The organism is Paraburkholderia sp., assembly GCF_036488505.1.
GTDB lineage: Bacteria > Pseudomonadota > Gammaproteobacteria > Burkholderiales > Burkholderiaceae > Paraburkholderia.
In genome coordinates, this window is record NZ_DASXHN010000135.1 from 1 (window position 1) to 13,276 (window position 13,276).

The following is a 13,276-nucleotide window of genomic DNA, read 5'->3' on the forward strand; positions in this document are numbered from 1 at the left end:
TGCGACGAAGCATTTGCTTGGCTATTTCGTTCGCCATATGTAGTGCCTTTAAGATTTATTGACCGCGTCCCGGCTCGCTGAGTCTGTCAGATCGCTCTCAAATGAGAACCACCCATTTTGGATCGAGCGTCTCCCATTCGATCCGCTGTATGAATCTTTCGTACGCCTGTGACAGGAAGGCCCAGATGATCTGGCATTCCGGCTGCGCCAGCCGCCATGTCGTCTGGTAGACCTCGTCGAGCAACGGTTTGACGGACGCCACGTTTTTATAGCCAATCAAACCGGTATTCATGATCCGGTTCGACATCGACAAGCCTCTGGCTGCGATCTCGCGTTCCAGCCATGCCACCGTCTGCGGCATCGTGCTCGCGTATCGCTCCCACTCCATCGCCTGATCGATTTCATCCTGAATCGAAAGCTTCACGCGTGGCGTATTGCGGATCAATACGGCTTTGCCGTCCTCGAAATTGCCGACGATGTACTCGACGTGACGCTTGTCGAGCGCGAACTTGTGATCGCAATAGATGATCAGGTCTTCCGATGAGTATTGCGGAAACTCCTCGAAAAACTGCAGGTACTTGACGTACTTGGACTGCAGCGACGCGAACCGGTAATCATCCGTTAGCGGATGATTCTTGACCAATTCGAATCTCCAACCTTTCGCTTCGGCGGCATTTTTCAGGTCGCGGTTATTGGAGAAGAATACGCAGCGCATTCCCGGGATGGCGTCGTGAACCTCGGTGAAAATCGCGCCGAACAGGCAACTGATGATCAACGGCCCGTTGCCGCCAGGCGGTTTCGCGATCGCGCTCTGCGTGCGTTGCGGATTGTGCGCCTCGAGGGTGGCGATTTTCTGATCTCTGCCGGCCACTGCCTGTTTGAAGATCTCCAGATGCTGGTTCAATTGCGCGATTGCGGCATTGCGCTCCGCGATGTGGTGGTAGACCCGTGCTTCATAGCGCAGCATGGGCGCGACATCGGCCAGAAACTGTTGCGCATCGTGGAGCGCCACGTCGAGCGCCGGACTGCAGGTCGCGCCGTCGCGGCAGACTCCGTCGAGCGCGCCATAGAGTTGTCTGAGCGCGCGAGGGGCGGCGCGAACCAGATTCAGGTCCTGTGGCTGGAAGCGCGTATGGCGCAAGCCATCCTCGAGAAACGTCGCGCGATAGTCGTCGAATCGCTGTGGGTCGAGAGGCAGCGATAGTTGCGCCGCGATCCGCTCCAGTTCGGCGGCGGGCCGGTCGAGCAGGCAATCGTAGTCGACGATCACGCGTTGCCGGTCACGGGTCTCGACGAGCGACGGAACCACATGCTCGAGCCATAGATGCAGCGCCTTTTCTTCCGCCATCCCATCGCGCTTGGCCAGCGACCGGGCGACGCTGAGCGGATGTCGCACCGACAGCACGTACTTGACTGGCACGCCGACGCAGTCAAACACCGGCTTCCAGAATCTGATCAGGCGCGACAACCGCGGATCCTTCATTGCGAAGACCTTGCCCAGGCACTTGGCGCGCAAGGTCATCAGTGCCTCGGTCTGGAACGCGTCGAGCCGCTCAGGCGGGATGCGCGACAGGTCCAGTTCGCCCAGCGTGTGCCAGTCCATCCCGGCCGCAGCCATCAGTTCGACGTTGAGCTTGACGATGTCGTAGTCTTCAAAGAAGCCCTTGTCGTTGTTGCCGTCAGCGGCCGGCAGCAGGCGATTGCCCAAGTCCGCGCCCAGCGCCGTCATCGCGCGAGCCGTCGCACTTGTCCCGCTTCTATGCATACCGAGCACGACGAGCAGCATGCCCGCCTGGGTCGTCGCACCGCAGCCTTCAGTCATTGAGTGAATTTCCCGAATCGATCCTGGACAACAGCGCTCGCCCCGTCGGACGACAATCCGTCTGGCGCTCTCATGTAGCAGCCGGCCAGCTATCAGCGCGATACCGGCGGCGTTCGTCCGGATTGCCGCCGCGCGCGCGTGATCCGGGATCGCCCGGGTTCACCTCGGGCGCTTTGCGCCGACACTTCCGGATGCTGAGTGGATTATGACGAGCCCGTCGCGCGCGCAAATCACGAATAAGAGCCCGAAATATGTTGCTGTTTGTCGGGTGACGGGTGGGTGGGGCTCGGTGGGCTGCGCGGGAGCGCGAGGCGGAACTCAGCTACGGCGAGCGCCGCCTGGGCGGTGAATAGCGGCGCGCACGCGGTTCTCGTTGACGCTGCCCGGTTCAGGCCGCCTCGAATCGCATCACATACTGCATGGGCAGCGCATCGGCTTCGGCTTGTGCGGGGTCGACGCCCAGCGCCTGAGCCAGCCCCTTGATCCAGGGCAAGGCGGCCGCGCGCTGCGGTTCGTCGAAGATGCGCGGATGGCCGGCTGCCATGCGGAAACCGCAGTCGGCAAACATTTCCAGGATGGTCTGGCGGGTGAACCAGCGCAAGTGGGTGCGATCCAGCAAGCCGCCGTCTTCGTAGCGCAGCGCGCCGATGGCGAGCCTTGCCTGCACGCTCCAGTGCTGCATGTTGGGCAGGCACACTGCCACGCTGCCGCCCGGCGGCAGCACGCCGCGGATGCGCTTGAGCACCTTCCAGGGATCGGTCAGATGCTCCAGCACGTCACCGAACACCCAGCACTGACGATCGGCAAACTGCTGGAACGCGGATTCGGGTATCGCCTCCACGTCCAGCGCATAGACGGCATCGCAGTGCTGCATCGCAAGGCGCGCCGCTTCCTCGCGGATTTCAACGCCAACCACGTGACACTGGGCGTTGCGCCGCTTCAGCGCGGCGGCGAGCCCACCGACGTTGCATCCCACTTCGATGATCCGCTGCGTCTGCGGCTGGATGACGTTCAACAAGTCGGTATTGAACGGGATGCCGGTGGTGTCGTATTGCCCACTCTTGCGGATGTCGCGATCGGCGTTATCCAGGTTGTAGCTGCCTGAGCGCTGCACCGTGCCTTGCCACGGATGGGAAATGAACACGGGTTCGACGGGATTGGAAAAATCGTGCTCGACCCACCGGACGTCGCCCAGTAGTGCCGTCGAGCGGCCCGCATCGTGGATCGCTTGCATCGCCGCCAGCATCGGCGCACCGTGCTTGAACGGCAACGGCCATTGCAGCATCACCGCCGGATGGCACAGCATGCAGGCCGGATGCAGGTAGAGCAGGCTCGGATCGGCGGCCTCTCCGTCGCGCACATTGATGCCATCGGGGCGGACGCTCATCACGCAGCCGACGCCATACATGCCGGGGCGCAGTGTCGCCAGCAGATCTTCGACCATGCCGGGATTGAGAAGGGTCACGTCGCTGTCTAGAAAAAGGCAGCGCTCGCCGAGCGGCAGGTTTTGCAAGGCCCAGGCCATGCCCGGCCCATGATGAATATTGAAACCATGCGCGTGCAGCGCTACGCCGGCGATACCGTGCAATCCGTCGCGCAGTGCGGCCACTTGCTCGCTATCCGAACCGTCCACGATATGAATCGGGTTAGCCGGATAAAAGGCGCGTATCGAGCGCACGAGGTTACACACCAGATCGGGCGTGTTGTACGAGACGGTGACGATGGGGACGTTATTTGGCATGGGTGTGGATTACGCCGGCGATGAAAGCCAGCGCGTATTCCGGTTGCAACGATGTGGCGGATTCACTTCATCCAACAGGGTTGGTCTGTCGGTCGCGGCCATGGCGGCGGTCCGCCATGGCGTCGCACTGTATCACGAGATTGCGGCATTCCAGGATGGCCCGCGGCACCCGGCTTTAGCGTGTCAACGTGATCCACAGATAGGCCAGGTAGAGCACCCCGCACACCAGCAGCGCCCCGACGCGCAAGCCGCGCGCGCGCACGTTGATACGCAGCCATGCGGCGGCGGCGAGCGTGATCGCGACGCCGGTCAGCACTTCGACGCGCGGCGTCCACGGCGTCAGCAGAATGCCGATCGCGGGCAGCAGCGTCCCCTGGAACACCATGGCGCCGGTGATGTTGCCGAACGCGAGCGTGTCCTTGCCGCGCCGGATCCACAGAATACTGTTGACCTTCTCCGGCAACTCCGTCGCGATCGGAATGATCAGCAGCGACAACAGCAGCGGCGACACGCCCACCGCGTCGGACACGCCCCGCACCCCATGGATGAAGCCTTCCGCGCCCCACACCAGCAAGCCGACCGCGAGCGCCAGCTGCAGCCCGATGGTCGCGAGATTAGTCGGCAAACCGGCGCGCGCGAGCAGCATCGTGCCAGGCGCCTCGGTGCCGTGTCCGGCGCCGACCAGCTCACTCGACGCGCGGAATGTCATCACCACGTAAGTGACGTACACGCCCACCAGCGCCACGCTGAACAGCGCGCGCACCAGCATCTGCTCGTGCGGCACGTACATCGCCATGGCGGCCAGCGCGAACGCGCACAGGAAATAGTTCAGATCGCGCGTAAAGCCGGTGCGCTCGGGCGCGACCCAGCCTTTGACGCCGCGCGAGCGGAGCACGGCAAGCGTCATCAGAAACGTCGACAGCGTGGAAAGCATCAGCGGTGCGCCGAGAATCGCGCCGACGCCGATCTCCTGATTGACCGTGCTGCCGGGCTTGCTGCTCGCGATCGCCAGCAGCGGCACCAGCGTCTCGGGCAGCGCGGTGCCGACCGCCGCGAATAGCGAGCCGGTCACGCCTTCGGAAATTTTCAGACGTTCGCCGAGATGTTCGAGCGCATTGGTGAAGAGCTCCGCCGCCACCAGGATGACGACCAGCATGATCGCAAGTTCGAAGACGAGACCGGTCATGCGGCGCTCCCGGCGCACGCGCGAAAAGCACCGCCGCTCGCCGGGTAGTGAGCCAATCGGAACAGACGCGGGCGGACTGCCGGGACAGGAGGGTGATTCACAGGGCAACTCCGTGGTCGGACGCAGGTGAAGAACCATGACGCACCGCCGCCCGTCCGACCGGAATGAGGCAGTGCGTCAATGGTCTCGCCAAACCGACCCGGCCGGACGCGCCATGACCCGTAGGTCAAGTATGTTGACGCGCTCTCCTTCATGTGGCGAAGGAAGGCTACTCCCCAGTGACCGGGGGATTCTATCGGCGGGGGTCGCATTCAGCAAGCTCGTCGGCGCTCGCCGGCGGGTGGGCCGATTCGCCCGCCAGCCGGACAAGCACGGCCGGTTCAGCGGGTTTCCCCGGGCAACGGCGGGCTGCCGCGCGCAGCCCGCGAGTCCGGGAACGGTTGATGCTAGCCGACGTAGAGCGACACGGCGATGCATTCTGTCGATGCATGCGTGATCGCAGTGGACGATGCTCCGGATCAGACCATGGCCACCAAAACATTCGCAGTGCACGGATCGTTGCCAGCTCCGTCGCCGACGGACCTCACCCGATGACCATCGGCTGCCCGGAGTGCGGCGCGCTCGAGGATATCCCGCCGCTCACATCGCATACCTTCGCGCGCTGCCGCGTTTGCCGCTATCCGCTGGAACGGCGCAGCGGCCGCAGCCTCGACGCGGCGCTCGCGTGCGCGGCGACGACGTTCGTGTTGCTGTTCCCTGCCAATCTCGCGCCGCTGATGACCGTCTATATGCTCGGCGCGGCGCGCACCTCGCTGCTGTCGTCGGGCATCGTCGCGATGTGGCGCGACGGCTGGGTGATCCTCGCGGTGCTGCTCGGCGCATGCGGGATCGTGCTGCCGTTCGTGCGCTTCGGCGGTCTCGCGTTCGTGCTGGCCGCCGTGCGCTTCGGCTGGCGCTTCAAGAAAATCGGCACCGTGTTTCGCTGGACTATCGCGCTCGACGTGTGGGCGATGCCGGACGTGTTTCTGGTCGGTTGCTTCGTCGGTTATGCGCGCGTCACGCAGAATCTGACCGGCACGATCGGGCCTGGCGGCTACTGCTTTATCGTCGCGGCGCTGATGTCGATGATCACGCGCGCGTCGCTGAACCGCCGCGCGGTCTGGCGCGCGATCGCCACGGACGGAAAGCCGCCGAAGGACGCGGCCGCCCTATCGTGCCCGGTGTGCGATCTCGTCGCGCCGGTGTCCCGTGAAGGGCAGCCCTGCCGCCGTTGCGGGCTCACGCTGCGCACGCGCAAACGCGATGCGCTCGTGCGCGCGGCCGCGTTGTCGCTGGCGGCGCTGGTGTTGACGGGGCCGGCCAACTTCTTCCCGATGACCGTGTCGACCCAGCTCGGCAAGGACGTACCCACCCGGATCATCGACGGCGTCTACGAACTCTTTCACGCGCACCTTTGGCCGCTCGGCGTGCTGATCATCTGCACGAGCATCGTGATACCGGTGGCAAAAATTCTCGGCATGGGATGGTTCATCTTTTCGGTCTTGCGCCGCTCGCGGCGGCATCTACGGGCCAAGGCGCATCTGTACCGCTGGATCGACGAACTGGGCCGCTGGTCGAACGTCGACGTGTTTACGATCGTCGCTTTCGTACCGCTGATCAACTTCGGCAGCATCGCGTCCGCGCGGCCCGCGCCCGGCGCGACCGCGTTCGCGCTGGTCGTGTTTCTGACGATGGCGGCCTCGCGCGCGTTCGATCCACGCATGATGTGGGACGCCCATAGCCGGAGAGCGCCATGAGCCCGATCCGTTCGCAGCGCACCCAGGCCGAGGTGCGGCACAGCCGGTGGCCGGGCTGGATCTGGGCGGTACCGATCGCCGCGATCGGCGTGGCCGGGTGGCTCGGCGTACGCGCACTGGTGCACGGCGGCGAAACGGTGACCGTGACGTTCGACAACGCGTACGGAATGAAGGCCGACGACACGCTCGTGATGCTGCGCGGCGTCAGGATCGGCACGGTGTCGGACGTGGAACTCGGGCCCGACGGACGCCACGTCGAAACGAAGCTCAGGATCGATCGCGCGCAGAAGCAATATCTGCGCAGCGGCACTCGCTTCTTTTTGCGCGGCGCTCAGCTCGATCTGGGCGATCCGTCATCGTTGAAGGCGATGGTTGCGGGCCCCGAGATCGTGATGGAGCCGGGCCCCGGCACACCGGCGGACCACTTCGAGGGTCTCGACCGGCGCCCCGCGCTCGCGCCGCTGCATGGTCCGGTCGTGCTCTACGCAGTGCGTTTCGACGGCGCGGCGGGTGACTTGAAAACGGGCGCCGATGTCGAGCTGCGGGGCTTTCGTGTCGGTACGGTGACGAACGTGCGCCTTAGTTACGATGCGGGCACGGGCGCGCTCAGCACGCCGGTGCAGATCGCGCTCGACCCGTCGCAGCTCGGCATCGTCGGCGCGCCGCCGCCGTCGAACGGGGACTGGCGGCCGTTCGTCGACGGAATGCTCACGCGTCTCGTCGCGCAGGGCTTGCGCGCGCGTCTGTCGCAAGATCCGCCGCTCGTCGGACCTCGCAAAGTCGATCTCGACTTCGTGCCCGGCGCCGCGAGCGCGACGCTGACCGCCGACAGCGGGCTGCCGGTGATTCCATCCGTTGCCTCGGCGGACTTCGACGCGATGACCGCCAAGGCCAACCAGATCATCACCAAGATCGATGCGCTGCCGATCAAGGAAACCGGCGAGCAGGTTCGCGGCATCGCCGCGCATATCAACGCGCTGAGTTCGTCGCCGCAGATCCGCGATAGCCTCACGCACATCGACCACTCGGTCGCGCAGATCGACCAGACGTTGCAGCAGGTGTCGCCGCAGATTGGGCCGCTGGTCGCGCAACTGCGCGCAACGGCGAGTGCCGCCGACCGCGCGGTCGCGGCGGCCAATCAGACGCTGGGCGCGAATTCAGCGAGCCAGAACGATCTGCCCGCAGCGCTGCGCGAGCTTACCGATACCGCGCGCTCAGTGCGCGCGCTGGCCGACTATCTCGATCGCCATCCGGAAGCGCTCGTGCGTGGCAGGCAACCGGAGGAAAACCGATGATGCGAGTTCGCCTTCCCACGTGTGCGATGAGACAGGCTGTCCGCGAATCGGGTCCGCGCACCGCCCGGATCATGATGGTTCTCGCCTGCACGGCTGTGAGCGTCGCGACGATCGCCGGATGCGGGCACAGCATGCCGATACGCTACGTGACGTTGAACGCGACGCCCGCCGACGCGCCGCTCGCGACAACGCGAATGCAACCGGTGCAATTGACCGCGGTGCATATTCCGGCGGAGCTGGATCGGCCGGAAGTCGTCACGCAGATCTCGCCCAACCGGCTAAAGATCGACGATAGCAACAGGTGGAGCGCGCCGCTCGCGCAGATGATGCGGCGCGCGCTCGCGCAGGATCTGGCCGCGCGGCTGCCCGCAGGGTCGTTTGTGTTTCCGGATGCACCCGCGCCGCCCGGCACGCGCACGCTGGTCGTCACGGTGTTGGACTCGCAGGCCGATGCAAACGGCACGCTGAGCGTGCAGGTGGCGTGGACGCTATTGTCGGGACAGCCGGCCAGCGCGACGTTGAGTCAGCAGGCTGTGCTCCATGCGCAGTTCGCGGGCCACGACGCGGACGCGCAGGCTGCCGCATTGAGCCGGATTCTGGGGGAGCTGTCCGACCGGATCGCGGCGTCGCTGGCCGGCGGGGGCGGCGGTGTTGTCGGCGTGAAGTAGTTTGCGACCTGTCGACAATCGCTTCACACCGACTGTCGAGAAAGATGAAAGGCCGCATTGCGGCAGCGTGAAACTGTCCACGCCGCCGCATGCGGCCATCGATCAGGCGGGCCATGCACGTTGGCATCGCCCGCCATCCAGGGCTTACGCCGGCACCACCGTCACCGCCGGGGTATTCACTGCGACCGTCACCACCTGAGTGCTGGCAATCGCGGTGGCCGCCGTCGGAACCTGCCCGGTCGGGCTGACCGGAGCGAGCTTGCGGAAGTTGCAGGTCAGCAGGGTCGGCGTCAACGTGATCACGCTGTAGCCCTGCGCGTTGGTATTCGCGTAGGTCAACCAGCTGTTGTTCGAGCTCAGCGTCGTGTCGAGACTGTTCAAGCCGCCTTGGGTCGTCAGCGTGTCGACCCAGCCCATATTGTTGGCGCGGTTGTTCACGAAGGCCAAGTAAGAGGTGAACAGCGACGTGCTCGATATGCCCGCGGTCACCAGATCGACCATCACGGGCTGCGGCGTGGCGGCGTCGAAATCGGCCATCACCGTACCAGCGAAGAACGCGTTCAGGTCGCCGGTCACCGCCACGACGTTGTTGATGTTGTTGTTGTTCGCCAGAGACGCCATCAGGTTCAGACGTTCAGCGTTGTAGCCGTCCCATTGGTCGGCGTTCATCAGCATCGTGGTCAGCGTCGAGTACGGCGGCAGCATCGAGTTCAGCGCCGCGATGGTCGCCTGAATGTCGGCCTCCGGGAAACCCAGGCTACCGGCGAACGCGTCCAGATTCGTGAACGGCGCGGGGACCAGGTTGCCGGCAACCGCGGCGGCCAGGTCCGCCTGGATCGCCGTATGGAACTGCGTCTCGAACCGTGTGAGGCCGCTGGTGGTTTGCAGAACGGCCTGAGTCAGCGCTTCCGTCAGCGCCGCCAGCAGGTCCACTTCCATGCGCAGCAGCGAAACGTCGTTGCCCCACAGCTTCCACGCGGTCTTCGCCGCGCTCATCTGGCTCTGCCACCATTGGCGCCGCGTGTCGCCCAGCATCGTCACCGGCGTGAGCGCGCCGCCGCACGTCGTCAGGCGCGCCTGCTCGGCGGCCGCCACCGTGGCTTTCGGTACGAAGTAGCGGGCGCCGACCGGATTGCCCGAGGTTTGCTCGGCCACTTCGTGAGCGGCGCGGTACAGACGCTCGTCGGTCATCACCAGCGTGGCCAGATCACCGAACGTGAACGAGCGGTATATCTGGATGTTCTGGAACGACGGACTGTCGGCCGTGAACGTGACATCGGCCGGCATGAATTCGAACCACGCCTGGTTCGCGCTGCGCCGCCGGGCGGTCTGCTCGGCTTCGGCGGACGTGTACGTCTCGTGATCCTGCCAGCAATCGTCGGAAAACTCGTGGTCGTTCCAGATCGCGATCATCGGCCAGTTCGCATGCAGGCGCTGCAGGCGCGGGTCGCTGCGGTAGGTCGTGTACAGCGTGCGATGGTCCGCGAGCGTGGTCGCGTAGGTCGAACCGTCGGGCAGCGCGGTGCCGTTGGGCAGAGTGAATTCCGGATGCCGCGGGTCGCGCGGCGGCGTGACCGCGAGCGTGATGCCGAGTTGCTCATACACGTAGTTGCCCACGTGCACGATGAAACTGATGTCTTCGTTCTGCACATCGCGTCGAACGCCGCCCAGTGATTCACGCTCCAATCCCGGCAGTTGATCACCGCGAAATTCAGCTTCGCCAGCGACTGGCCCGCCGCCGGCAGTGTCCACGTGCGGCCCGTCGTGCTGGTCACAGTGCCGACAGTAAAGCGATAGTAGTAAATCGTGTTCGCGTTCAGGCCGGTGACCTTGTGACGCAGCGTGTAGTCCCAGTCCGGCGTCGCCGCGACGGTGGTGTTGACGACCAGTGCGCTGAAATCGGCGCTGGTCGATACCTGCACCCCCACGTTGACCGGATCGGTGCCGTCCGCGCCGTCGATGCGCGTCCACAGCACGACGTTGTCCGGCTGCGGATCGCCGGAGGCGACGCCCAGCGAAAACGACATCGGCTTGCCCGCGCCGCCGGAGCCGCCGCCGGCGCTGTTGTCGGTGCTCGGCTGGGTGTCGCTGCCGCCACATGCGCTCAATAGCGTGGTGCTCGCGACAGACATCGTCATGAAACTGCCCCACTTGATAAATTTACGGCGATCCATGTTTCAACCCGTCAGTCAGTCAGTTTTTTAAGAGAACTCGTCGGCTCACAATCGGGTTGAAAAAATGTATTCAATCCCCGGCCCGAAAGCGATTCGGGCCGCATTAGGACATCGGCGTATGTCCCGTTAATGACATGTTCCGCGGCTTAGCCGGTCCTTCCGTTGCGATGCCGGCGGCTGCCGGCGGCTATGTCGGAGGTGGCGGGAATATCGGTGTGGCGAGCTTCAGGAAGTCCGGGCGGACGCGGACCGAAGCACGTCTATGCGCTGGAGGGAAAGGGGCGCGCTGTCGCCTGTGCGGTCGACTTTCGAGTCGTGGCTACGCGCGCCGATTCGATCACGCCGCGCGGCGCAGGGATTCACAGCAAGTGCGGAAGAAGCGCCAGTGATCAGCGAAATACCACGGCGCCGCAACTTGCGGGCGATCCTTACAACGACACCATCTAGCTAACCGCCATGCCATTGGAACCGCGTCGATTTTCCAACATGGAGATGGAGTCCAGCAGCGCGGCAGGGTCGGCCGGTTTCACTAGGTAATGATCGACACCGGCCTCGGCCGCCCGGCGCACATGTTCTTCCTGCCCATAGCCGCTCAGCGCGACGATCAGACACTGCCCATAGGTCGGGTCCTGCCGCAGTCGACGAGCGACCTCATGGCCGCTCATGCCCGGCAGACCGATATCGAGGATGACCACGTCCGGCCGCATTTCGGCCGCAAGTCGCAAGGCCGACTCGCCGTCAGCCGCGCATTGCACCACATATCCATGGATGGTCAACAGCGCTTCGAGGCTTTCCGCTGAAGCCGCGAGGTCGTCCACGATCAGTACCCGGATCGCCGGCTTGCGGTGCAGATGAACGACCGGGGCAAGCGTCGCGGCACCACGCTCGTCGACGCTCGCCGGCAGACGAATCACAAACTCTGCCCCCTTGCCGCGCCCCTCGCTCCTGCATTCGATAGATCCGCCGTGCAATTCCGTGAGATGGCGCACGAGCGTCAGGCCGATTCCCAATCCACCTTCGGGCCGATGCAATGACGTGTCCGCCTGGGCAAACAGATCGAAGACATGCGGGATGAAATCGGGATCAATGCCGTCACCATCATCGGAGACCGTAATCGACGCGATGCCGTCGGTAAAACGCGTGGCGAGCGAGATATGACCGCCCTGCGGCGTGAACTTCGACGCGTTGTTCAGCAGGTTGGACACGACCTGTGCAAGCCGCACAACATCGCCCTCGACGACCGCGTTGGTCGCGCCCTCGTCGCAGGTCAGCGTTTGCCCGCGCCGGACGACATGCGGACGGCTGGTTTCGACCCCTCGTCCGACCACCGTCGATAGCGGCACCGGCTCGATCCGCAAAGCAACCGACCCTCGGGCGATACGGGACACGTCCAGCAGGTCGTCTATGATCCGCACCATATGCTCGACCTGGGTACCGACAATCTCGCTCGCCCAACGGAGCACATCGGCATCGCCCGCCTTCGTACTGCGCATCACCGCTGCCGCGTTCGCAATCGGTGCGAGCGGATTGCGCAATTCATGGGCTAGCATCGCGAGGAATTCATCCTTGCGGCGATTGCCATCCTGAATGGCGGAGAAAAGCAGTGCATTTTCCAATGCAATAGCCGCCCGGCTGACGAACTCCCGGCTGAGCAGGATTAGCTCGTCTGGAATGGGCTTGGTATGGGAGCAAAGCAGGATCACGCCCTTCTGATTGCCGGTCAGCATCGGAAACGCGATGACGTACTGCGGCCCGAGCGCCGGCGCATCGGCGGCGGCTGTCTCGGTCAGGCAGTCATTCGCCAGCACGCCGTCGTCCGCGCCATCGTCATGCATCAGCCGTTGGACAAAGCGGTTCATCTCCGGAAATGCCACGGAGAGCGTTTTCTGCTGGAACTCGGCCAGCAGCGTCGCCTCGAGCCCGTCGCGCCGCGCCGAACGCGACGCGACGCTGCTGGCCACCTCGCCAATGCCCATGACCGCGACGAACGCGATATCGGCCAGTTCGGCCGACGCGAGTTCGACGATGCGCTCAAGCGTGGTACCCACTTCGAGCGATCGCGTCAGTACGTGGCTCGCGTTAGCAAGAAAGTGGGCGCGTTGCCGCGCGCGCTCCGCGAGCGTGCGGCCGGCTTCAGCAAGCAAAAAGGCCTCACGTTCCGCTGCACGCGTCAGAAGCTCACTGTGCATGCGGTGCATTTCCACGAACACTTTGACTTTGGAGCGCAAGATCTCCGGAACGACCGGCGACGATATGTAATCGACAGCGCCCAGCGAATATCCCCGCTTCATTTCCTCCTCATCGATGTACGCGGTGACGAAAATGATGGGTGTATTGGCGGTGCGGCGGTACGCACGTAAGAGCGAAGCCGTTTCAAGTCCATCCATGCCGGGCATGTTCACATCGAGAAGAATGACGGCGAACGTCTGCTCCAGCACGGCTTTCAACGCTTCGCGCCCGGACGCGACAGCGATCACGTTTTCGCCGAGTTCCTCGAGAATCGTACGCATCACCACGTGCTTTTCTGGCAAATCGTCAACCACCAGAACGTTGACGGGTTGCCGGGGGCCAGTGCCGGAGATATCCATACTCGT

The 13,276-nt window shown here is 64.3% G+C and carries 9 protein-coding genes, 1 pseudogene and 1 riboswitch; of the genes and pseudogenes, 4 read left to right on the plus strand and 6 right to left on the minus strand.

Features of this window, described 5'->3' with window-relative positions:
* Nucleotides 1-97 precede the first annotated feature (97 nt).
* From VGH68_RS07775 to VGH68_RS07785, 3 genes are all read right to left on the minus strand, one after another.
* On the minus strand, nt 98-1,822 hold the full coding sequence (locus VGH68_RS07775) for a hypothetical protein (RefSeq protein WP_331602987.1): 1,725 nt from the start codon (nt 1,820-1,822) through the stop codon (nt 98-100).
* Between the two features lie 388 nt (nt 1,823-2,210).
* Nucleotides 2,211-3,563, minus strand: a complete 1,353-nt coding sequence (locus VGH68_RS07780) for a methyltransferase domain-containing protein (protein WP_331602988.1) — start codon at nt 3,561-3,563, stop codon at nt 2,211-2,213.
* Nucleotides 3,564-3,738: 175 nt separating this feature from the next.
* A complete protein-coding gene (locus tag VGH68_RS07785) occupies nt 3,739-4,749 on the minus strand; it encodes a sodium:calcium antiporter (protein WP_331602989.1) in 1,011 nt (336 codons plus the stop codon).
* A gap of 118 nt (nt 4,750-4,867) precedes the next feature.
* A riboswitch (yybP-ykoY riboswitch) is annotated at nt 4,868-5,038 on the minus strand.
* Nucleotides 5,039-5,339: 301 nt separating this feature from the next.
* Between VGH68_RS07785 and VGH68_RS07790 the strand changes: the two genes are divergently transcribed.
* From VGH68_RS07790 to VGH68_RS07800, 3 genes are all read left to right on the plus strand, one after another.
* Complete coding sequence (locus VGH68_RS07790; RefSeq protein ID WP_331602990.1) at nt 5,340-6,545, plus strand: paraquat-inducible protein A; 1,206 nt, start codon at nt 5,340-5,342, stop codon at nt 6,543-6,545.
* Entirely contained in the window at nt 6,542-7,840 is a 1,299-nt protein-coding gene (locus tag VGH68_RS07795; protein WP_331602991.1) for an MlaD family protein, read from the plus strand. The genes VGH68_RS07790 and VGH68_RS07795 overlap by 4 nt, the downstream gene beginning before the upstream one ends.
* A gap of 71 nt (nt 7,841-7,911) precedes the next feature.
* A complete protein-coding gene (locus VGH68_RS07800) occupies nt 7,912-8,508 on the plus strand; it encodes a PqiC family protein (RefSeq protein ID WP_414696911.1) in 597 nt (198 codons plus the stop codon).
* Between the two features lie 144 nt (nt 8,509-8,652).
* On the opposite strand, the gene VGH68_RS07805 is transcribed toward VGH68_RS07800, so the two are convergent.
* Both VGH68_RS07805 and VGH68_RS07810 read right to left on the minus strand, forming a co-directional pair.
* Nucleotides 8,653-10,158, minus strand: a complete 1,506-nt coding sequence (locus VGH68_RS07805; protein WP_331602993.1) for an alkaline phosphatase D family protein — start codon at nt 10,156-10,158, stop codon at nt 8,653-8,655.
* 155 nt (nt 10,159-10,313) lie between these two features.
* Nucleotides 10,314-10,535, minus strand: a pseudogene (locus tag VGH68_RS07810) (PhoD-like phosphatase N-terminal domain-containing protein); the annotation flags it as partial.
* On the opposite strand from VGH68_RS07810, the gene VGH68_RS07815 reads away from it, so the two are divergent.
* The gene (locus VGH68_RS07815; RefSeq protein WP_331603003.1) at nt 10,438-10,713 is read left to right on the plus strand and encodes a hypothetical protein; all 276 of its coding nucleotides are present in this window, start codon (nt 10,438-10,440) and stop codon (nt 10,711-10,713) included. The pseudogene VGH68_RS07810 and the gene VGH68_RS07815 sit on opposite strands and share 98 nt — an antisense overlap.
* A gap of 412 nt (nt 10,714-11,125) precedes the next feature.
* Here the strand turns inward: VGH68_RS07815 and VGH68_RS07820 are convergent, their stop codons facing one another.
* On the minus strand, nt 11,126-13,270 hold the full coding sequence (locus VGH68_RS07820) for a response regulator (RefSeq protein WP_331602994.1): 2,145 nt from the start codon (nt 13,268-13,270) through the stop codon (nt 11,126-11,128).
* Between the last annotated feature and the right edge of the window lie 6 nt (nt 13,271-13,276).